This window comes from Cryobacterium sp. 10S3 (assembly GCF_034344045.1).
In the GTDB taxonomy this organism is placed as follows: domain Bacteria; phylum Actinomycetota; class Actinomycetes; order Actinomycetales; family Microbacteriaceae; genus Cryobacterium; species Cryobacterium glucosi.
The window spans coordinates 1,075,187-1,095,248 of record NZ_CP133773.1; the positions used below are offsets into that span (position 1 = coordinate 1,075,187).

Consider the following 20,062-nt stretch of genomic DNA (forward strand, 5'->3'; position numbering starts at 1 on the left):
AGGCGCGTTGAAATTTTCTGACCCGATCAGGGGCAATTTGCCGTGAATGCCCGCGGATGGCGTTCAATAGTCATGGGGGTGGTCATGAAGACTGCGGGGGAGTCCGATCTGGTTTTTTCGCGCGGGTCGAATAGTGCGGATCGCCGCGCGTCCGGGTTGCTGTTCGACCGTGTCCGCTCTTCGGAAGCGACGGCACCACCGTTCTCGGCACCTTCCGCGTCTCTCCCTGACGGCAGCATCCATCGGGTGCGCCCAACACTGAAGGTCCCGGCTCCGCGCGCGGCACGGGTGTCCTGGAAGGTCCTCGGCATTGCGCTCGTGCTCCTCGTGCTGAGCGGATGCGCCGCCGCGCCGGTCGCTCCACCGTCGGCCACGCCCATCCCGGCGCCCATCCCGCCCGTGATGACCGAGGCCGCCCGGCAGGAGCTGGCCGATCAGGCGCAAACTGCCTTGCGCGACGGATTCGTCGCCAGCTATCCGGACGTGGCCGTGCCGACGGCGACGCGGGAGAGGTTCCTGAGTCTGGAGGAAATCCCGTCGGTGATCGCCGCCTGCTTGACCGCCGCAGGAGTCCCTGCGGTCGCGAGCCCTGAGGGCGGCATCGAAACCTACGTGGCGCTCGGCGATGAGGAGCGTCATGCGATCGCGGACTACGTCTGCAATACCCGGTTTCCCAGCGACCCGAAGAACTCCGTTCCGCTGAACGAGTCGCAGGTCACCTACCTCTACCAGTACCAAACAACGGTCCTCATGCCGTGCCTGGAAACCGCCCACATCCGGGTTGATCCGCCACCGACCCTGGAATCCTTCATGGCCAACTACACCGGCCAAGGCCCCGCAACCGTGACCTGGCAGCCCTATGCACACATCGACCAGGGGCCCCCCGATCGAGGCATCTACAAACAATGCCCACAAATGCCCGAACACCTCAGGGACTGAACACCCATCGCCACTCGCTTCGGCGTCTACCCCGAGCAGGTCGAGACCCTCGTCGGCGGCAAGGTCGGGATGTCCACCATCCATCCCGGCGACAAACTCCAATTCGGCACCCGCGGCTACACCTGATCGATCGTCAACGATGCCGCGCTCGACCCGTGGCACGAAGCGGTGAGCCCAATGCGCTTCGAGGCGGTGGTTCCAGCCGTCGGGCACGGACATTCGCCGGTGAAAGCGAACGGCCGGGGTATCTGTTTTGAATGTTAGTGACCGGCGTCGCTCACGAGCTTCAGTCCGATCACGCAGCCGATCAGTCCCAGGAGGAGCACGATCTTGAGGATGCTGAGCGATTCGGTGCCGGTGACCATCGCGTAGACGACGGTCAGTGTCGCACCGATCCCGACCCAGACGGCATAGCCGGTCCCGATCGGGATCTCTCTCAGTGCGAAAGCGAGTCCTGCCATGCTTGCGATGATCCCCGCACCGAACACGAGGGTCGGGACGAGCTTTGTGAATCCCGCCGACTTGCCCAGGGCGGTTGCCCAGACGGCCTCGAGAACTCCGGAGAGGGACAGAACGACCCATGGCAACATGATGACTCCACTGGCAAGTCTTGTCGCGTACCGGGTACTTGGCCATCGTCCGGGAACCGTCAGGGGCTCTGCGGCCATTCTGCTTGAGGGCCCTGAGCAATGCCTGATCACCGCGCCCGGCCGGCGGTTTCACTGCCAGGACACGCGAGTCTCCATTCCCGTGTCCTGCGGAGCGTTGCCGCCGGTCACACCAAAGCTCGGACTGTCGTGCGTCGACGAGGATCGATGCTTAGGCCGACGCCTTGGGGAGGGCGTCGTCGATGAGGACGACGGCGATGGCGGCCGCGGTGGCAAACGTGTCGGTGTTGAGGACTCGGCTGCGAGCCGAGGCACCGTCCAGGAGCAGTGCCAGTTGCTCGCCGAGCTGTTCGGGGTTGGTGGCGCCGCCCTCGCGGGCGGTATCAGCGAGCCGGGCGGCGAAGCCCTCTTTATAGGTGCGGGCGAAGACGCGTGCTGGATGGCCCGGGTCCTCGATTTCGACGGCAGCTCCGATGAACGGGCACAGGGGGGAGTGGATGTCGAAGATGGCGAGGAGTCGCTCGCGCGGCGTCAGGTCGGAGCGGTCGAAGACTTCGGGCAGGATGTCGGGATCGAAACGGCGCAGATACTCGGCGATGAGCTCGTCCTTGCCGTCGAAGTGCTGGTACAGCGTCCGCTTGGAGACCCCGGCCACCGCACAGAGTTGGTCAACGCCGGTGCAGTTGATGCCTTGATCGGGAAACAGTTGCTGGGACGCGCTGAGAAGGCGCTCTCGAGCGCCCCTGCCGCTCCGCAGGCCGCGCGGTCCCTTCTCCAACTCCGTCATAGTCCCTAGCGTAGCCCGTTGGTACCGATCGGTGTGCATAGCTTGACTCGCCGCGCATCAGCCCGTTAGGTTAGGTACTCAGATCGGTGTACATACATCGACGCGGCGATTGGAAGACACCTCATGACCACCATCAGCATCATCGGCTCGGGCAACATGGCGACCGCCATCGGCACACGGGCGGCGAAGCACGGCCACACCATCGAGTTCATGAGCCGCAACGCCGCCAAGGCGCAGGCTCTCGCCGAACAGATCGGCAACGGTGCCACCGTCGGCGCGTTCGGCGCACGGCCGACGGGGGACATCGTCATCGTGGCCGTCCTCTACGCCGGCGCCGTTGACGTGGTCGCGCACTACGGCGATGCGCTGGCCGGCAAGATCCTCGTCGACATCACCAACCCGTTCAACGCTGACGCCAGTGGAGTCGTGACGACCCCGGGTAACTCTGTGTCGCAGCAGATGGCAGCGGCCGCCCCCGAGGGCGCACATGTCGTGAAGGCATTCAACACGATCTTCGGCGGCGTCATTGCTGAGGACAAGGCCGTCGATGTGTTCTTCGCCGGCGACAGCGCCGGGGCGAAGGCAGAGGTCGCCGCGTTTGTGGAGAGCCTGGGCATGCGGCCCCTCGACGCAGGAGCGCTTGAGATGGCCCACGCCCTTGAATGGGCCGGCATCCTCCTGGTGGGCCTGGCCGCCCATGGCGCAGGCTTCGACATCGCCATGGGCGCGAAGGTCCTCTGACGATTCTCTCCAACCGCGTGCCCGGCAACGGTGGTGAGCAGGCCTCGCCGGGCAGCGGGCCGGGGTGGCACAGGGAGGTACTGAGCCACCCTCCCTCGTTGACGGGACCGCACGTAGCCTCGAAGCATGACTACTTCGTTCACCCTCAACAATGGCGTCGATATCCCCGCGGTAGGTCTCGGGGTCTTCCAGAGTTCCGCGGAGGACACCGCGGCCGCCGTCGAGACCGCGCTGCGTACCGGGTATCGCCACATCGACACGGCTGCCGCCTACATGAACGAGCGGCAGGTCGGCGAAGGACTGCGCAACTCGGGTGTCGATCGCGCCGAGGTCTTCGTCGAGACCAAGGTCTGGATCAGCCAGTACGGCTACGAGGAGACCCTGCACGCCTTCGACGTCGCGACCGGCAAGCTCGGCCTCGACTACCTCGACCTCTTGATCCTGCACCAGCCGGTCCCGCTGAGCTTCGACAAGACTCTCGAGGCCTACCGCGCGCTTGAGACCCTCCTCGCCGAGGGCAAGGTGCGGGCGATCGGCGTGAGCAATTTCAAGCCGGAACACCTCGATGCGCTCCTCGAGGCGCGCACCATCGTTCCTGCCGTCAACCAGATCGAACTGCACCCGTACTTCGTGCAGAAGGAGACCCAGGCGGCGGATGCTGCCCGCGGCATCCTGACCCAGGCCTGGTCTCCGATCGGCGGCATCAACTTCTACCCGGGCTGGGGCGACGGCACTGCGAAGAACCCGCTGCATGACCCGGTGATCGAGGCGATCGGAGCCGTGCACGGCAAGTCGGCGGCGCAGGTCATGATCCGCTGGCACGTCCAGCAGGGGCGCAGTGCCATCCCGAAGTCGATCACGCCGTCCCGCATCGTCGAGAATTTCGATGTCTTCGATTTCGAACTGACGGATGCCGAACTCGCGGCGATCGACGGGCTCGACCTCGGCATCCGCCGCGGCCCCGAACCCGACACCCGCCGCATCGACGAGAACCGCTTCGTGATTCCGGAGGCGTGAACACGATGGCGATCAGCGAACAGGCACAGATGACGCGCTCGTCACCGCACAAATCACGGTGAAGGCCCCGCACCCACGCTCACGCGGGATGGGGGCCTCCACCGATGACGATCAGATGTTCTTCGTGACCTCATAGGCATTCCAGATGGCGTACATGATGCTGGAGACCTCGCCGGCATCTCCGATCAGGTGCAATTCGGGACCGGAGAAGCGCAGCTCCTCGTACAGTGAGCGCTCCGAGACGTAGCCGACGGCCACAACTGCCGAATCCGCCGTCAGGACCGTCTCCTCGTTGGTCTCGCGGTCCTTGATGACGAAGCCGCCATCGCGGGCGCCGGTCACCATGCTGTTCACGACCAGGTCGACGTTCTTGAACGCGATGAGGTCCCGGATCATGTCGGAGTTCGCGGTGCAGAGTGGGCCACCGAGCTGCAGGATGTCCGGCTGGTATTCAACCAGAGTGACCTTCTTGCCCAGGCCCTCCAGCCACAAGGCCAGCTCGCAACCAACGAGGCCTCCACCGATGATCACGGCAGATTCGCCGACGTCTTCTTTCAGGAGCAGGACGTCTTCCGCCGTGAAGACCCTGTCGGAGCCCTCGAGGGTCATGCGCTTGGGCTTGGAGCCCGTGGCGATGATGACACAGTCGTAGTCGCCGGCCTCAACCTGTTCCTGGGTCACGGTGGTGTTGTAGTGAACGGGGATGTCCATGGTCACCAGTTCGTTGGTGTACCACCGGGCCAGAGCGAGGTCGTCTTCCTTGAAGTCAGGCGCTCCGCCGGGAATGAGGTTGCCGCCGAGGTGATCGGACTTCTCGAACACGTCGACGACGTGGCCGCGCAGGTGGAGGTTGCGGGCTGCTTCGCAACCGGCGACCCCGCCGCCGACCACCATGATCTTCTTCTTGGTGACCGCGGGCTCGAGGGCGTAGGTCTTCTCGCGACCGGCGGCCGGATTCACGGCGCAGGAGATCGACGTGAAGTGCTGCAGACGGCCCATGCAGGCCTCCTGGCAGGACAGGCACGGGCGGACCGTGTTGTACTTGCCCGCACGGATCTTGTTGGGGATGTCGGGGTCGGCGAGGAGCGGGCGGGCCATGCCGATGAAGTCGGTCTGCTTGTTCCGGATGGCGTCCGAGGCGAGGTCGGGATCTTCCATTCGTCCGGCTGTGATCACGGGGATGTCGACGTGCCGCTTGAGGATTTCGTTGTATGGCAGGTAGAGGCCCTTGGCCTGGTACATCGGCGGGTGGGTCCAGTACCAGGAATCGTAGGTGCCGACATCCGCGTTGAGGCAGTCGTAGCCGGCAGCCTCCATGGCCTTGGCCGTCTCGATGCCTTCTTCGATGTCGCGGCCTTTCTCCTCGAATTCCTCGCCGGGGAGTCCGCCCTGGCGCCAGTCCTTGATCATCGACTTGAGGCCGAAGCGCAGGGAGACCGGGTAATCCGCGCCGCAGGTCTTCTTGATCTCCTGAACGATCTCCGTCGCGAATCGGAGGCGATTCTCCAGCGATCCGCCGTACTGATCGGTGCGGTGATTGAAGAAGGAGATCGCGAACTGGTCGAGCAGGTAGCCCTCGTGGAGGGCATGGATCTCGACACCGTCGAACCCGGCTTTCTTGCAGACCAGGGCGGCCTCACCGAACTTCCTGACGATGTAGTGGATCTCGTCAACGGTCATCTCGCGACAGACCACTCCGTCGATCCAGCGGTGGGGGATGGGTGATGGAGCAATGGCCGTCTTGCCCAGAATGGAGGGAATCGACACGCGGCCGAAACCTCCGGTCAGCTGGCAGAAGAATTTGGCGCCGTATGCGTGCACACGCTCGGTCATTTGCTTCGCGTTCTGGATGAAGTGGTTCGGGTTCAACGTGGCGCAGGGGAGGGAGGGCAGGGAGCAGACCTCGACCTCGTTCTCCACCATCGTCGTACCCGTAATGATGAGACCGGCGCCACCCTTGGCCCGCTCCACGTAATAGTCCGCGGCACGCTCCGTGTAGGCGCCCTGTTCGTCGCAGAATCCGCCGGGGCCCATCGGCTCCATCACATAGCGGTTCTTAATCTCCAGGTTCTTAATTTTCAGGGGTTCGAATAGAACGCGGTATTTTTCTTCAAGCATCGTCAGGGCCTTCTCTCAGGGCGATTTCGGAAACGGTCGCTTCCTGAAATTCGCGTTAAACTGAGATTGCCACAAACCTATGTTTGTGGCAAACCTACATCGATGCCGGAGGCTGTCCGTGAGCGAGATCGCGACCGAACTCACCCGATTGCTCGGGCCTTTGCGTCGGGAGATGTCCCGGGCGACCCGGGCCGCCGAAGACTTGCCGGACATCCCCGAAGCGCAGATTGAGCTGCTGCGAGTTCTCGTCGCCTCCGGCCCGGTCAATACCCGTGACGCCGCGATCGCTCTCCGCATCGCTCGCCCGACCGTCAGCAACCTCGTGAAAGCCATGACGGCGGCTGGATTGGTTGAGCGCGCCTCGACAGGGGACCTCCGCTCAGCGATACTCGTCGCGACGCCCCACGCGAGGGACATGCTCTACCGGTTCGACCGGACGAGCACGGCGACCGTGGCCGCGGCCATCGACATGCTCTCGCCCGCCGAACAAGACGTTCTGGCGTCCGCGATTCCCGTACTCAACATATTGCGCGATTTGTTTGAACACGCCGCCCGACCGGCCCCGTCGGCTTCCGATGCATCTGGTGACCCACTGAGGACTTGAGCCCGGTCTCAGTTTCGAATCCCGTCGACCCGACCACGAGTCCCGGAAACGCACAGGTCTCCGGGACTCTCTGGCTGTCCGGGTTGTAACCGCGTTCAGCCGAACGGGACGGCGCCGACAAGCACTCCGACGACCAGCATCACAAGCGAGATCACGCAGGCTCGCCAGAGCACTTTCCTGTGGTGGTCGCCGAGGTTGACGCCTGCAAGAGAGACGAGCAGAAGAATGGCCGGTACCAGCGGGCTCTGCAGGTGAACGGGCTGACCGATGATCGAGGCGCGGGCCATCTCGACCGGGGAGATCCCGTAGGTTGCTGCGCTCTCGGCGAGCACGGGAAGAATGCCGAAGTAGAACGCGTCGTTGGACATGAAGAAGGTCATCGGAATGGAGAGCACTCCGGTGATGACCGCGAGGTACTCACCCATCGATGCCGGCACGACCTGGACAACCCAGTCGGCCATCGCCGTGACCATCCCGGTACCGTTCAGCACTCCGACCAGGACGCCCGCGGCGAGCACCATCGAGACGACGCCGACGATGCTGGGCGCGTGCGCGACGATCTCGTCGGCCTGGCTGCGGAGCTTCGGAAAGTTGATCACGAGCGCCACGCCGGTGCCCACCATGAAGATATAAGCCAAGGGCATGACATCGAGCACGAGCAGCACCATGACGGCGACGGTGAGCGCGAGGTTCACCCAAATGAGTCTGGGCCGCAGCGTCGGCCGATCCGCCCGCATCATCGTGTCGGCCATCATCGTGTCGTGATCTTCGGCGTCGAGCACCTTCTGTTCGGCCAGGGCCGTGTGACCCACCGGCACACGCTGGCCCGGCCGCACCGTCACGATACCGGTCGTCGACAGGGTTGCCGCTGCACCCGGACTGACCTCCGTGCCGCGCACGACGCGGTTGCCGCCGAAGAAGCCGCGCCAGAAGCCGGGCGACGCCAGCGGGGCGGCATTCGCCTGCGCAGCCTGTGAGTACTCGAGCGACCCGATGCGCTTGCGTTCGCCGAGCCCGAGGAACCAGGCGAACGCCAGTGCAATGATGACTCCCGTCGCAAGAGACGGCAGCATCGGCACGAAGATGTCGGTCGGCGACACGCCGAGTGCCGAGGCCGCCCGCACGGTGGGGCCACCCCACGGAACGATGTTGAGCGTGCCGTTCATCAGGCCTGCAACGCAGGTGAGTACGACCGGGCTCATGCCCAGACGCAGGTAGATCGGCAGCATCGCTGAGGTCGTGATGATGAAGGTCGTCGACCCGTCGCCGTCGAGCGACACCGCACCGGCCAGGATCGCCGTGCCGAGGACGACCTTGGCCGGGTCGTTGCCGAGGAAGCGGGTGATGAACCGGATGAGGGGATCGAACAGCCCGACATCGATCATGATGCCGAAGAACATGATCGCGAACATGAGGAGCGCCGCCGTCGGGGCCAGGTCCCTGATCGACTCGATGATCATGTCGCCGAGGCCCAGGCCGGCACCGGCGAAGAGGCCGAAGATCGTGGGGACGAGAATGAGGGCGACCATCGGCGTGAGCCGCCTGGTCATGATGAGCACCATGAAGGTGAGGATCATGGTGAATCCGAGGATGACGAGCACATCGACTCCTTTGTCTATGTCTGAATGGTGCAGCCGAGCCAGGCGAATCCCGATCGGCAGTCACTGCCGAGGCGTATGACGAATGGCCTGAAGCTTAGGCAGACCGATGATGAAGCATCCGGTATCTCCCTTTGCTGCACGTATTGCGCATATGGTTGGTTGTGCGCATTCTGCACAATGCGCCGCAAGGGGGCGGAGATGCGGTTCTCGACGCAGATGCTGCTGCTGCAACTCGCCTGCGTGAGCGCGGTCGTCGTGATCTGCACCGGCGTGTTCGTCTGGATCGGCGTGCAACAGCTCCGGGCCGAGGCCGAGGCGTCGGCGCTGTCGATCGCCCGCACGGTCGCCGCCGACTCCGATGTGCGCGAGGGTATCGCCCGCGCTTCTGCAGACGTCGGCACGCCGACGAACGCGGGCCTCCGCGGCGGACCGCTGTCAACCCTCGCCGCGGCGGCAGAAGCCAATACCGGTGCACTGTTCATCGTGATCACCGACGATCACGGAATCCGATTCGCACACCCCGAGCCTCAGCTGCTCGGAGCGGTGGTGAGCACAGAGTTCGCCGAGGCTCTGGCCGGACGCGAGACGGTGTCGTGGGAATCGGGCACCCTCGGCGAGTCAGCTCGCGCAAAAGTTCCTGTCCGCGATCCCACCACCGGCGCGCCGGTGGGTGAGGTGAGCGTTGGATTCGCTCCGAGCAGTGTCTTCAAGGAGCTTCCCCTGCTGCTGGGGGGCGTCGCGCTGGCTGCCGCCGTTGCCCTCGCACTGGGCGCTGTCGTGTCGTTCGTCATTCGCCGCCGCCTCGAGCGACTCACCCTCGGCCTGCAGCCCGAGGAACTGGCCGCGCTGGTCCAGAATCAGGCGGCGGTGCTCGACGGCGTCGGGGACGGAGTGCTCGCATCCGGACCGGACGGCGTCGTGACCGTCGCCAACGCGACGGCCGCGCGATTGCTCGGCATCTCGGACCTGGTCGGACGGCGCATCCGCGACCTCGAATTGCCGGGGCCGGTGGTCGCAGCTCTGGCCGGTGAGCCGAAGCCACCGTCTCGGGGAAAGCGGGGAACGGATGCCGCCGATCCGGTCGTAATCGCCAACCATGTCGTCTACATCGACACTCACGTGGTGTCGCGGGCGAATCGGGACCTGGGCCTGATCGCGGTGATCCGCGACCGCACCGACATCGTGAGTCTCACGGACCGCCTGGAAACCGTGGCGTCGATGACCGACGCACTTCGGGTGCAGCGTCACGAGTTCGCAAACCGCCTGCACGTGACGGCCGGTCTGATGGATGCGGGCCGCGTGTCCGACGCTCGGGGCTACCTCAACGACGTGCTTCAGGCGTCACGCACCCCCGGCGGTCCGTTCGCCGGCGAGCACCTGACCGAGCCCTTCCTGGTGTCGCTGGTGGAAGCCAAGGCCGCTCAGGCCGGTGAGCGTGGAGTCCGCCTGTCGGTGGGTCTGGACTCACTGGTGCGCGGGGTCGTCTCTGCGCCCGAGGATGTGGCCACCGTGCTCGCCAACCTCATTGAGAACGCGGTGAGTGCGGCCGTGTGCGGTCAGCAGCCGGGTTGGGTGGAGGTGGAGCTGCTCGACGACGGCGACACGCTCGTCATGACCGTGGCCGACTCCGGGCAGGGCGTGCCCAACGGGGCACGCGTGTTCAGTGATGTGCGGAGCACGGATCTGGACCCGGACGCGGTGCATGGGCGGGGCATCGGCCTTCCGCTCGTGCGCGAGATCGCGGCGCGCCTCGGCGGAGAGGTGTGGCTGGTCGACGCCGGAGGCCGGGAAGGACACGGTGCCGTGTTCTGCGCCCGGCTGCCCGGGGTTATGGGGGAGCAGGCACGCCCACTACAAGGAGAAGAACAATGACCGATCCGATTTCCGTCCTCGTCGTCGACGACGACTTCCACGTCGGCGGCCTTCATCGCGATATCGTCGATGCGTGTACCGGCTACACCGCTTTTGAGCCGGTTCGGGGAGTGCGGGCCGCGCGCGCGGCGGTGCGGGATTTGTCTCCCGACCTCGTCATCTGCGACGTCTACCTTCCCGACGGCGACGGGATCGCCTTCATTGCGGAGATCGACGTGGACGCGTTCATGATCAGTGCGGCGTCGGATGGCGCCACCGTGCGCCGTGCCCTCCGCGCCGGCGCGCTGGACTACCTCATCAAACCGTTCGAACCCGCGCGGTTGAGCGAACGGCTGGGGGCATATCGCCGGTTCCGCACCCTGGTCGCCGAGGACCGCCAACTCGACCAGGATTCCATCGACAGGGCCCAGCGGGTGCTGCACGGGCGGGATGGTGGAGTCGCGTCGGTGTCGCGGTCCACGACCGAGAAGTTGCTCATCGAACTGCTCCAGGACGGGGAATCGTCCGCAAGCCTGATTGCCGGCCGTGCCGGTCTGTCGCGCGCGACGGCGCAGCGGCACCTTGCCGCCCTGGCAACCCGCGGTGATGTCGACGTGACCCTTCGTTACGGTTCGACCGGTCGCCCCGAGCACCGATACAGCGTTCGACGCTGAGCGTCGGGTTCTCAGGCGCATGCGGCGGGCCCGATGCGACAGGACCGGCGCCGCATGATCTCCCAGGAGGCTCATCGGTTGGCTCGCCGACCCCGAACCGGTAGAGTTCCCCTGAACGTGACACGATCTGAGGAGGTGAGCCCGATGCACACACTGTCCACTCTGGGCGCTCCTTTCGAGTTCACGATCGCGCGACTGACGTAGCCGTCGCGGGGAGCGCTTCGCGCACTCTCAGAAAGCTACGACTATGAATCAACACCGTTTGCACAATGCGGAGCCGATCTCACGCGACGTCTCCCCGCGCCCTTCCCGCACGGCCCTGGTCCTCGGTGGCGGCGGATCGACGGGTAACGCGTGGCTGATCGGGGTCATCGCCGGCCTGTACGAGGCCGGTCTCGACGTGACCGACGCCGATCTCATCATCGGGACCTCGGCCGGAGCGACAGCTGCGGCTCAGTTCACGGGCGCGAACCCCACTGACCTCCTGGCGCCCACCCTGATCGCCGTGCCCGTGCCCGTGTCTGCGCAGCGCACCGCCCCGGCCGGTTCGGACGGCCATCGCGCTCAGGGTGGTCCGGTGACCGATCACCTGGAACGTCGGCGCCGCATCATCGCCGCCGCCGAGGACGCGGCCGACATGCGCCGCAGAATGGGTGCCGTTGCGCTCGACCTGGCTGCGGCATCGGACCCGGCGGTGCAGGCCCGGTGGCGCGCCACCGTCGCCTCGCGCCTGCCCAGCCACGACTGGCCCGAACGAAGGGTGCAGATCACCGCGGTCAATGCGGATACCGGTGCGCCGGTGGTGTTCGACCGGCACAGCGGGGTCGATCTGGTGGACGCCGTGGCCGCCAGCTGTGCCAGTGGCTTCGCCTACGGTATCGGCGGCGGCCGATATATCGACGGCGGTTACCGGTCCAACGCCGAGAATGCCGATCTGGCTGCCGGGTCCGAGCGAGTGCTGGTGCTGTCACCGTTCGGCGGCCGGGCACTGACGCCGGTGGCGTGGGGCCTGCATCTTGCAACCCAGGTCGACGCGCTGCGCGCAGGCGGCAGCCGCGTCGAAACGATCTTCCCCGAGGGCAGCGCCGAATACCTGTTCGGCGCCAGGGCGATGGACGTCTCGTTGCGCCCGTCCGCCGCCCAGGCCGGATTCGACCAAGGCCGGGTCCGTGCGGAGGGGCTTACCGAGTTCTGGCGCTGAAGGAAGCCGCCTCAGGGCTCAGGAGAGCTACGAGGAGCTTGCTTCCTCGTCGGGTCGGGACGAGGCGGGTTGCTGTGTCCAGGCGGGCGGTGTGTCCGTTCCAGCCTTTTCGTCGGCCGCGGCTTCGGCGGCCGTCTTGTGGATATTCCCGGCGGCGTGGTGGACCGGTGCGTAGATGACGTAGAGGTTCATGGGTCCGTCACCGATATTGGTGACGTTGTGCCAGGTGCCCGCGGGGACGAGGATGCACCACCCGTCAGAAACGTCCTGCTCGAAAACGAGGTTGTCTTTCTCCGGCCCCATCTGTGCCCTCCCGGCGCCCGCATCGAGGCGCAGGAACTGGTCGGTGTCGGGGTGCATTTCAAGTCCGATGGATTCTCCGGCAGGGATGCACATCAGGGTGACCTGCAAATACTTGCCGCTCCAGGCCACTGTTCGATAGTTCGTGTTCTCGGTGGTGGCGGTTTCCAGGTCGAAAGAGTCCGGGTGGGGGCCGATGTCGCTGCGAGTCATGGTGGGGGTTCCTTTTTCTCGGGGGCTTACCCCCAGTCTCGTTGAATCGACTGTGGTTGGCTACCGTTCAGAGTCGTCACGGGTATGTGCGCGGAGCTGTGGAGGTTGGACGAACGGTGGGACGCCGCTCCTCCGCCGTCGATGCCCGCGCGTAGGCTGGATCATGGCATCGTGTGCCGCATCACTCACACACACTTCGCTGGTTGCCCCAGACCCTGGCAGCTCCGTTTTTCTCGCAAGTCAAGGGAGCAAAAAATGAATCTCTTTGTCATCGTCGCCATCATCGCGGTTGTCTTGCTTGTGGTGGGTGGTTTCGTTCAAGCCCTCCAGTTCCTGCTCTGGGTTGGTGCTGTCCTCCTGATTATCGCGATCATCGGGTGGGTCCTTCGCGCCGTCAGGGGAAGCAACCGCTGATCCGGGTGACCGACCCGGCCCGCTAGTCGGGCGATCGACCACCCGGAGCAGCTCGCGTCATGTTGCGTCGAGTCGCTCCGGGTGGCCGACGAAGTCGGTGCCCGCCGGGTAGCCTTCCCCGCGGTGAGCACGCAGCCCAGCGCTTGGACCGTCTTACTCAGCCAGGGGACGGGTCACGGGCGAGGGTGCGGGTGTCGCTGATGTAACTGCCTCGACTCGGCGTCACCAGGAGCAGCGGCCGCAGCCGGTTCTGCGACTATGCGCAGGCCGGCCGGCGTGTTGGAAAGGCCGACCAATTGCTCCAACCAGGCCCGGTTCAGGTGCGGTTCCTGACTGCCGGCGAATTCGAATTGGAGCGGTACGGCCGGGTTGAGCCAGATTGAACTGCGACCGCTTCCCGATTCCGGCGACTTCTCCCAGGAGAACGTGAAGCTCTCGCCGCGGCGCAGCTTCGCGATGATCACGACCTTCAGGTGAGCCAGGGTGCGATCGTCAATCTCGACCGACATGGCCGGGGTTCCGTAAATGAATTTACCCACGGGAAACCTCGTGTGATCGGGAGAATGGGAATACATCGACGACAGGGCCGAGGTGAGGGCAACAGCGCTTTGGGGACGATTATTCTGATCATAGGCCGAAGCGGTCGCGGTGCATATTGAGAAACCCCGGTCTTCTCCTGATTCAGGTCGTGGCGCCCTGCCCCAGTCCGCCATCGATGTCCAGGATTGCCCGATTGAAGTCTTCCGCCCCCGTTTCGGCGGCGGGGGACGGCTCGGTCACGGCGACCGGTCTGCTGGTCGGAAAGACCGGAACGGGAAAAAGCTCGCCTTCGTCGCCGGCCGGCAAGTTCTCGGCATCGGCCACCTCGAATTGGCTTGCCGGACCGAACAGGAACGTGTGCGTAGTCGTAGCCCCGTTCGTCTCACGAACGGGTATGTCCACGGTCAGGCTCCCCGCGCCGGGATCCAGGTGCGTCGCGAAATCCAGTAGGGCCGCTGTAACGGCATCACCGGTGACAATGGACCCGCCTGCGTACGTGATGCGCTTCATGACACGAATATAGCGGGGCCGGCGTTGGAATCGTCCTGAACGTGACACGATCTGAGGAGGTGAGCCCGATGTACGCACCGTCCACTCTGCGTGCTCCTTTCGCGTTCGCGATCGCGCGGCTGACGTAGCCGTCGCGGGAAGCGCGCCGAACACCTGCTCGGCGCCGCGAAGCGGTGCGGCTCGAGTTCAACAGTCCATCCTGCGACGAGCCGTTCCAGGGCGTCATCGATCAGGTACTCCGCGTCAACACCATAGTGAGCCGTTCCGAAACCGGTCAAGGCGAGCGCGGTGACCGCTTGCGCGATTCGTTGTGGCTGGGTATCGTACAATCAAATGGTTGTATCAGAACTTTCCGAACAGGATGTGAACCGCCTCTTCCGCGCCCTCGCAGACGCGACGAGGCGGGATATCGTGCGCCGCACGCTGGTCACCGACATCTCGGTGTCGCAGTTGGCGGACTCCTACGAGATGTCCTTCGCGGCCGTCCAGAAACACATTGCCGTGCTGGAGGAGGCCCATCTCGTGACGAAGGCAGCGCGGGGCCGTGAGCGGATGGTACGGGGAAACCTTGATCGCATCCGTCAGGCCCAGCGCCTGCTCGACCACTTCGAGGAGCTCTGGCGTTCGCGCATCGACCGCCTCGACAGCCTGCTCGCGGAAGACTCTCCGGCTACACCTGACACCTAACCGAAAGGATCATCATGCCCGTCACCTCCGTCGAGAAAGACCTCGACCAGCTCACGATCACGATCGTCGCCGACTTCCCTGTGCCCCTCCGCCGGCTCTGGGATGCGTACACGGATCCACGCCAGATCGAACGGTTCTGGGGCCCGCCGACCTATCCGGCCACGTTCTACCGGCACGACGCTCTGACCGGGGGACGCAGCGTGTATGCGATGACCGGGCCGGAGGGCGATACGCACTACGGCTGCTGGGACTGGACCTCGACCGATGCTCCCCACGCGTTTGAAGTGCTTGACAGCTTCTCGGATGCGGCGGGTGTGCCCAACGCCGACCTCCCCACCACCCGAATGGACTTCGCTTTTGAGGAGACGCCCGGCGGCAGTCGCCTGAAGACGACGTCGTACTTCGGCTCCCTCGACCAGATGCAGCAGCTCATCGAGATGGGAATGCTGGAAGGCACCCGCCAGGCGATGGCCCAGATCGACCAGGTGCTGGCCGACCTGGCGTCATACGCCGCCGACCACCTGGCGGAGGCGCAGATCCTCAGCGACACCCAGGTGCGGGTGGCACGGGTGATCCGCGGCACCGTCGACCAGGTGTGGCGGGCCCACAACGATGCCGCGCTCATGAAGCGGTGGCTCCTGGGACCGGACGGTTGGTCGATGCCCGTCTGTGAGATCGCAGCAGCCGTCGGTGACAGCTACCGCTACGAGTGGCAGCGGGACGGCGGAGAGGAGCGATTCGGCTTCACCGGTGAGCTCCTCGAGTCGGTCGAACCGCACCGCGCGGTCACGACCGAGGCGATGATCGGGATGGACTTCCCGGCAACGCTCAACGAGCTGACCCTCACGGAAGTCGAGGGCGGAACCCTGCTCTCACTCGTCATCACCTACGCCAATGCGGAGCAGCGTGACGCGGTGCTTGCTACGGGCATGACCGGCGGAATGGAGACCAGCTACCAGCGCCTCGAGGGGCTGTTGCAGCCGACGCTGGCGTAGCTCCAGCCGTATCAGCCTCGTGCGTCGCCCGTGCACGCGGTTGGTAACGTCGGATCATGGCACTCATCGAGCTGGTCCGAGGCGACATCACGGCGCTGCCCGCGGACGCGATCGTCAACGCGGCGAATCACACGCTGCTCGGGGGCGGGGGAGTGGACGGCGCGATTCACCGGGCCGGAGGCCCGAGCATCCTCGCGGAGTGTCGCCGGTTGCGTGCCACGACGCTGCCGGACGGGCTGCCGACCGGTGCCGCCGTCGCGACTACGGCGGGGCTCCTCCCCGTCCGGTGGGTCATCCACACCGTCGGCCCGATATGGGCGAAGACCCTCGACCAATCGGACCTGCTCGCCTCCTGCTACGTCGAGTCGCTGCGGGTCGCCGACGAACTCGGCGCCCACCACGTGACCTTTCCTGCGGTGAGCGCCGGCGTCTACGGGTGGCCGATGGACGACGCGGCGCGTATCGCCGTCGAGACGGTGGCCGCGAGCTCCACGGCCGTGGATGTCGTCACGTTCGTGCTGTTCAACGCTCACGCGATCGACGCGTTCCGGTCGGCACTCGCCCGGCTGCGCTGAGAAGAGTCGGCGACAGGCCGAGAGCCAGCCGGCACCTCATCCTCGCATCACCGCGGGGAGGGCACTCCGCACGCATCGGCGCCCGATGGGTTCGGCGGCTCGGGCCGCCGACTCCCTAGGCTGTACGCATGGCCACAGTCATCCTCGTGCGGCACGGCCGCACCACCGCGAATGCCGACGGACTCCTGGCAGGGCGATCTCTCGGGGTCGGACTCGACGCGATCGGGCGCACCCAGGCCGCGAGCGCCGGCGAGCGGCTCTCCGTCGTGCCTCTGGTCGGCGTGGTCTCGAGCCCCCTGCAGCGATGCCGGGAGACCTCCCGGCTGATCCTCGACCTGCAGGGCGGCATTCCCTCGACTCCCGTTGACGAGGACATCACCGAGTGCGACTACGGCGACTGGCAGGGCCGCACCCTGATCGACCTCGCCCAGGAGCCCCTGTGGCCGGTGGTGCAGGCGCACCCCTCTGCGGTCGTCTTTCCCGGCGGCGAATCGATGGCCGCCATGCAGGCGCGGTCGGTCGCGGCCATCCGGCGCCATGATGCGATCTTCGAAGCCGAGCATGGTCCCGGTGCGGTGTGGGTCGCGGTGAGCCACGGCGACATCATCAAGTCCGTCCTCGCCGACGCACTCGGGATGCACCTGGACCTGTTCCAGCGGATCAACGTCGGACCGGCATCCGTCTCGATCGTGCGCTACGGGCCCCATCGCCCGAGTGTCCACGCCATCAACACCGACGCAGGCGACCTGTCCTGGCTGGCGGCGGCCGGCCCGGTGGCCGATGCGCCGGTCGGCGGTGGGGCCGGCACTGAGCGGCCGCAGGAAACCGGAGCCTAAAATATCCCCATGCCTACAATCCTGTATGAGTTCGACTGGCCGGACCGGGTCGTCGTCGGAACCGTCGGCCGGCCGGGGTCGCGCACGTTCTATCTGCAGGTGCGCAGCGGAACCCAGATCGTCAGCATCGCCATGGAGAAGCAGCAGTCGGCGCTCCTCGCCGACAGCATCGACGAGATCCTCGATCAGCTGATGTCCACAGAGGGGAATCCCTTCAGCGTCCCCACCGCGACACCTGTGGAGCTCGTGGACAACGAACCGCTCGAGCAACCCGTCGAGGAGGATTTCCGCACCGGAACCATGACCCTGGGCTGGGACCCCTCGACCGTGCAGATCGTGATCGAGGCCTTCCCGATCGTGGTGGTCGACGAGGAGGGCCTCGGAGACGACCCCCTCGCCGTCGTCGATGCCGCAACGGCCGACCCCGAGCAGATGCTGTTGCTGCGGATTCCGGTCGGCACGGCCAGGGCCTTCGCGAAGCGCACCCACGAAGTCGTCGGCGCCGGGCGGCCCCTCTGCCCTCTCTGCGGTGACCCCATCGACCCGGACGGGCACGACTGCGTGCTGCGCGACGAGCCCTGATGACGCCGGGCTCCGGCGAGCTCGAGGCCGGCGGGCTTGAACGCGGTGAGCTCGAACTCACGGGCCGCATCACGACCGCCTCGAACGCGACATTCCTCGGCAGCATTGGCGGCGTCCCGGTGGTCTACAAGCCGGTCGCCGGCGAGCATCCGCTCTGGGATTTCCCCGACGGGACCCTCGCGAACCGGGAGGTTGCGGCATACCGGGTCTCCGAGGCCTTCGGGTGGAAGGTCGTACCCCGGACATGGCTTCGTGACGGTCCGATGGGCCCGGGGATGGTGCAGCTGTGGCAGGACGCGGATCCCGAACAGGACGCCGTCGACCTGGTGCCCTGGGAGATCGGGCCGGGCGCTGGCTGGCGCCGCGTCTTCGACGGTCGCGACGAGCAGGACCGGGCGGTCACGCTCGTGCACGAAGACTCGGTCGCGCTGCGCCGGATGGCCGTGTTCGACATCGTCGTCAACAATGCCGACCGCAAGGGCAACCACATTCTCGCCATGCCGGATGGCCACCGGCACGGCGTGGACCACGGGTTGACGTTCCACGTCGAGCACAAGCTGCGCACGGTGCTGTGGGGCTGGCTGGGCGATGCCCTCAGCGCCGAGGAGCTCGACGGGGTCGACCGGGTGCGCGCGGGGCTCGACGGCGACCTCGGTGTCACCCTCGGGGAACTGCTCGACGCGGACGAGCTCGAGGCCCTGGCCGCCCGCTGTGACCGGCTGCGGGCGGCGGGCCGGTTCCCCGCCCCGCGCGGCCAGATGCCCGCGGTCCCCTGGCCGCTGTTCTGACCCTGCGACCCTGACCTGTGATCGTCGGGTGGGTACGATCAGTGGATGCCCCCGCGTTCGCCCCTTCCGCAACGTCACGGGCTCGACGCGGCCTGGGTCTGCACCCCGGAGCGCGACCCATCCCGGCCGCAGCCGTGGCCGACCATGGGCGCCTGGCTGGCAGAACGGTTGGCCGGGTTCGTCGACGTGGCCGGGTTCCTGGCCGCGGAGCGCTTCGCCTACGAAACGGGCACGCCCGTCGCTACCAGCGACCCCTACCGGCCGCACACCTTCGTCTGGTTTCATCGTGATCTCGCCGCGGAGGTGGTCGTGCCGGGGACCATTCATGTGATCCACCGCGACGAGCGGCTCGTCGTGATCGACAAGCCGGCCTTCCTCTCCACGATCCCGCGCGGCCGGCACGTCGTGCAGAGTGTCGTGGTGCGCCTGCGCGCCGAGCTCGGACTGCCAGAGCTCTCTCCGCTGCATCGGCTGGACCGGGTGACATCGGGGCTGCTTGTGCTGGCGACCGAGAGGCGCTGGCGCGGGGCGTACCAGTCGATGTTCCAGCGCGGTGAAGTCCACAAGACCTACCGGGCCCTGGCCCCGGCCCGACCGGGGCTTGAGTTCCCCGTCACCGTCCGCAACCACCTGCTCACCCGGCGCGGTCACTGGCAGGCCGAGGTCGTGCCCGGGGCACCGGTCAACGCCGAGTCGCTGATCGAGCTGGAGACCTCGCTCGGCAGTGCCGCCGTCTACCGGCTGACGCCGAGCACGGGACGCACCCACCAGCTGCGGATGCACATGCTGGGCCTCGGCATCCCGATCATCGACGACCCGCTCTACCCTGTGGTCCAGGACGTCGCCATCGACGACTTCTCCCGGCCGCTGCAGCTCCTGGCGAGCGAGGTGAGCTTCACCGATCCGATCGACGGGCATCCGCGCTACTTCGACGGAGTGCGCACCCTGCCGGTGCTCCCGGAGACTCGTGCCCCGGAGACGGGTGCCTCGGAGTGAGCGGGTGGCTCAGCCGAGGGTCTTCTTCATCTTGATCGACGTCGTCTCGTAGTCCAGCGTCTCGTAGAGCCGCCGCGCCACCGTATTGAAACCGAAGACGCTCAGGCCGAGGGTCCTGGCGCCGTGGGACTTCGCGAACTGTTCCGCGAGCAGCATGGTCTCCCGGCCCAGCCCCTTGCCACGTTCGTCCTCGTTGATGGAGATATCCCAGACCCACCAGTCCGAATCGTCCTCACCCTGGGCGCGGCCGATCCAGAGGTAGCCGACCGGGCGGCCAGGGCCGTCGTGCACGTCGAACACGTACTGACCGGATGCCGGTTGTCCGCCGGGGAAGGAATTTCCGAGACTCCGGGCGGCGAGCCGATGAGCATCTGAGGGGGAGCGGCCGAGGCTGATCAGATCGGATGCGTACTCCTCCGCGCTGCGTCGCAGCCATTTCGGAAGACGTTTGGGGGACAGGGGTTCCAGGGTGACGGGCACGAGCC

24 protein-coding genes and 1 riboswitch are annotated in these 20,062 nt (G+C 66.2%); of the genes, 16 read left to right on the forward strand and 8 right to left on the reverse strand.

Going from position 1 to position 20,062, the window contains the following annotated elements:
- Positions 1 to 84 precede the first annotated feature (84 nt).
- Positions 85 to 939, forward strand: a complete 855-nt coding sequence (locus RHM57_RS04930; RefSeq protein WP_322140742.1) for a hypothetical protein — start codon at positions 85 to 87, stop codon at positions 937 to 939.
- A 260-nt stretch (positions 940 to 1,199) separates the two neighbouring features.
- On the opposite strand, the gene RHM57_RS04935 is transcribed toward RHM57_RS04930, so the two are convergent.
- Both RHM57_RS04935 and RHM57_RS04940 read right to left on the reverse strand, forming a co-directional pair.
- Entirely contained in the window at positions 1,200 to 1,526 is a 327-nt protein-coding gene (locus RHM57_RS04935) for a multidrug efflux SMR transporter (protein ID WP_322137331.1), read from the reverse strand.
- A 12-nt stretch (positions 1,527 to 1,538) separates the two neighbouring features.
- Positions 1,539 to 1,601: riboswitch (guanidine-III (ykkC-III) riboswitch) on the reverse strand.
- Between the two features lie 157 nt (positions 1,602 to 1,758).
- Positions 1,759 to 2,334 carry a TetR/AcrR family transcriptional regulator gene (locus RHM57_RS04940; RefSeq protein WP_322140743.1) on the reverse strand — a complete coding sequence of 192 codons (576 nt, stop codon included), beginning with the start codon at positions 2,332 to 2,334 and terminating at the stop codon, positions 1,759 to 1,761.
- Positions 2,335 to 2,457: 123 nt separating this feature from the next.
- Between RHM57_RS04940 and RHM57_RS04945 the strand changes: the two genes are divergently transcribed.
- On the forward strand, positions 2,458 to 3,075 hold the full coding sequence (locus tag RHM57_RS04945) for an NADPH-dependent F420 reductase (protein ID WP_134450203.1): 618 nt from the start codon (positions 2,458 to 2,460) through the stop codon (positions 3,073 to 3,075).
- 126 nt (positions 3,076 to 3,201) lie between these two features.
- On the forward strand, positions 3,202 to 4,092 hold the full coding sequence (locus RHM57_RS04950; protein ID WP_134450204.1) for an aldo/keto reductase: 891 nt from the start codon (positions 3,202 to 3,204) through the stop codon (positions 4,090 to 4,092).
- 111 nt (positions 4,093 to 4,203) lie between these two features.
- Here RHM57_RS04950 and RHM57_RS04955 read toward each other — a convergent pair whose 3' ends face one another.
- A complete protein-coding gene (locus RHM57_RS04955) occupies positions 4,204 to 6,210 on the reverse strand; it encodes an FAD-dependent oxidoreductase (protein ID WP_322140744.1) in 2,007 nt (668 codons plus the stop codon).
- Positions 6,211 to 6,328: 118 nt separating this feature from the next.
- Between RHM57_RS04955 and RHM57_RS04960 the strand changes: the two genes are divergently transcribed.
- The gene (locus RHM57_RS04960) at positions 6,329 to 6,814 is read left to right on the forward strand and encodes a MarR family winged helix-turn-helix transcriptional regulator (protein ID WP_198413690.1); all 486 of its coding nucleotides are present in this window, start codon (positions 6,329 to 6,331) and stop codon (positions 6,812 to 6,814) included.
- 95 nt (positions 6,815 to 6,909) lie between these two features.
- Here RHM57_RS04960 and RHM57_RS04965 read toward each other — a convergent pair whose 3' ends face one another.
- On the reverse strand, positions 6,910 to 8,391 hold the full coding sequence (locus RHM57_RS04965; protein WP_416172974.1) for a CitMHS family transporter: 1,482 nt from the start codon (positions 8,389 to 8,391) through the stop codon (positions 6,910 to 6,912).
- Between the two features lie 222 nt (positions 8,392 to 8,613).
- On the opposite strand from RHM57_RS04965, the gene RHM57_RS04970 reads away from it, so the two are divergent.
- From RHM57_RS04970 to RHM57_RS04980, 3 genes are all read left to right on the forward strand, one after another.
- A complete protein-coding gene (locus RHM57_RS04970; RefSeq protein ID WP_322140745.1) occupies positions 8,614 to 10,287 on the forward strand; it encodes a sensor histidine kinase in 1,674 nt (557 codons plus the stop codon).
- Complete coding sequence (locus RHM57_RS04975) at positions 10,284 to 10,940, forward strand: response regulator (RefSeq protein ID WP_134450207.1); 657 nt, start codon at positions 10,284 to 10,286, stop codon at positions 10,938 to 10,940. The genes RHM57_RS04970 and RHM57_RS04975 overlap by 4 nt, the downstream gene beginning before the upstream one ends.
- 247 nt (positions 10,941 to 11,187) lie before the next feature.
- The gene (locus RHM57_RS04980) at positions 11,188 to 12,141 is read left to right on the forward strand and encodes a patatin-like phospholipase family protein (RefSeq protein ID WP_322136092.1); all 954 of its coding nucleotides are present in this window, start codon (positions 11,188 to 11,190) and stop codon (positions 12,139 to 12,141) included.
- Positions 12,142 to 12,168: 27 nt separating this feature from the next.
- On the opposite strand, the gene RHM57_RS04985 is transcribed toward RHM57_RS04980, so the two are convergent.
- Positions 12,169 to 12,654, reverse strand: a complete 486-nt coding sequence (locus tag RHM57_RS04985) for a cupin domain-containing protein (RefSeq protein WP_134450208.1) — start codon at positions 12,652 to 12,654, stop codon at positions 12,169 to 12,171.
- Between the two features lie 255 nt (positions 12,655 to 12,909).
- Between RHM57_RS04985 and RHM57_RS04990 the strand changes: the two genes are divergently transcribed.
- Positions 12,910 to 13,068 carry a hypothetical protein gene (locus tag RHM57_RS04990; RefSeq protein ID WP_166787437.1) on the forward strand — a complete coding sequence of 53 codons (159 nt, stop codon included), beginning with the start codon at positions 12,910 to 12,912 and terminating at the stop codon, positions 13,066 to 13,068.
- Between the two features lie 33 nt (positions 13,069 to 13,101).
- Positions 13,102 to 13,269, forward strand: a complete 168-nt coding sequence (locus RHM57_RS19545; RefSeq protein ID WP_323505066.1) for a macro domain-containing protein — start codon at positions 13,102 to 13,104, stop codon at positions 13,267 to 13,269.
- On the opposite strand, the gene RHM57_RS04995 is transcribed toward RHM57_RS19545, so the two are convergent.
- Together RHM57_RS04995 and RHM57_RS05000 are read right to left on the reverse strand one after the other, a co-directional pair.
- On the reverse strand, positions 13,242 to 13,781 hold the full coding sequence (locus tag RHM57_RS04995) for a hypothetical protein (protein ID WP_322140746.1): 540 nt from the start codon (positions 13,779 to 13,781) through the stop codon (positions 13,242 to 13,244). The genes RHM57_RS19545 and RHM57_RS04995 overlap by 28 nt on opposite strands.
- Complete coding sequence (locus tag RHM57_RS05000) at positions 13,750 to 14,118, reverse strand: hypothetical protein (RefSeq protein ID WP_322136090.1); 369 nt, start codon at positions 14,116 to 14,118, stop codon at positions 13,750 to 13,752. The genes RHM57_RS04995 and RHM57_RS05000 overlap by 32 nt, the downstream gene beginning before the upstream one ends.
- Positions 14,119 to 14,451: 333 nt before the next feature.
- Between RHM57_RS05000 and RHM57_RS05005 the strand changes: the two genes are divergently transcribed.
- The 7 genes from RHM57_RS05005 to RHM57_RS05035 all read left to right on the forward strand — a co-directional run bounded on the left by RHM57_RS05005 (position 14,452) and on the right by RHM57_RS05035 (position 19,577).
- The gene (locus tag RHM57_RS05005; protein ID WP_134450211.1) at positions 14,452 to 14,805 is read left to right on the forward strand and encodes an ArsR/SmtB family transcription factor; all 354 of its coding nucleotides are present in this window, start codon (positions 14,452 to 14,454) and stop codon (positions 14,803 to 14,805) included.
- Positions 14,806 to 14,819: 14 nt separating this feature from the next.
- On the forward strand, positions 14,820 to 15,800 hold the full coding sequence (locus RHM57_RS05010) for an SRPBCC family protein (protein WP_134558535.1): 981 nt from the start codon (positions 14,820 to 14,822) through the stop codon (positions 15,798 to 15,800).
- A 56-nt stretch (positions 15,801 to 15,856) separates the two neighbouring features.
- The gene (locus tag RHM57_RS05015; RefSeq protein WP_322189611.1) at positions 15,857 to 16,375 is read left to right on the forward strand and encodes an O-acetyl-ADP-ribose deacetylase; all 519 of its coding nucleotides are present in this window, start codon (positions 15,857 to 15,859) and stop codon (positions 16,373 to 16,375) included.
- 128 nt (positions 16,376 to 16,503) lie between these two features.
- The gene (locus RHM57_RS05020) at positions 16,504 to 17,211 is read left to right on the forward strand and encodes a histidine phosphatase family protein (RefSeq protein WP_322136089.1); all 708 of its coding nucleotides are present in this window, start codon (positions 16,504 to 16,506) and stop codon (positions 17,209 to 17,211) included.
- Between the two features lie 9 nt (positions 17,212 to 17,220).
- Complete coding sequence (locus tag RHM57_RS05025; RefSeq protein WP_322136088.1) at positions 17,221 to 17,793, forward strand: DUF3090 domain-containing protein; 573 nt, start codon at positions 17,221 to 17,223, stop codon at positions 17,791 to 17,793.
- On the forward strand, positions 17,793 to 18,581 hold the full coding sequence (locus RHM57_RS05030) for an SCO1664 family protein (protein ID WP_134450216.1): 789 nt from the start codon (positions 17,793 to 17,795) through the stop codon (positions 18,579 to 18,581). The genes RHM57_RS05025 and RHM57_RS05030 overlap by 1 nt, the downstream gene beginning before the upstream one ends.
- Before the next feature lie 45 nt (positions 18,582 to 18,626).
- The gene (locus RHM57_RS05035; protein ID WP_322136087.1) at positions 18,627 to 19,577 is read left to right on the forward strand and encodes a pseudouridine synthase; all 951 of its coding nucleotides are present in this window, start codon (positions 18,627 to 18,629) and stop codon (positions 19,575 to 19,577) included.
- Between the two features lie 9 nt (positions 19,578 to 19,586).
- Here the strand turns inward: RHM57_RS05035 and RHM57_RS05040 are convergent, their stop codons facing one another.
- Positions 19,587 to 20,057, reverse strand: a complete 471-nt coding sequence (locus tag RHM57_RS05040) for a GNAT family N-acetyltransferase (protein ID WP_134450218.1) — start codon at positions 20,055 to 20,057, stop codon at positions 19,587 to 19,589.
- Positions 20,058 to 20,062: the final 5 nt, after the last annotated feature.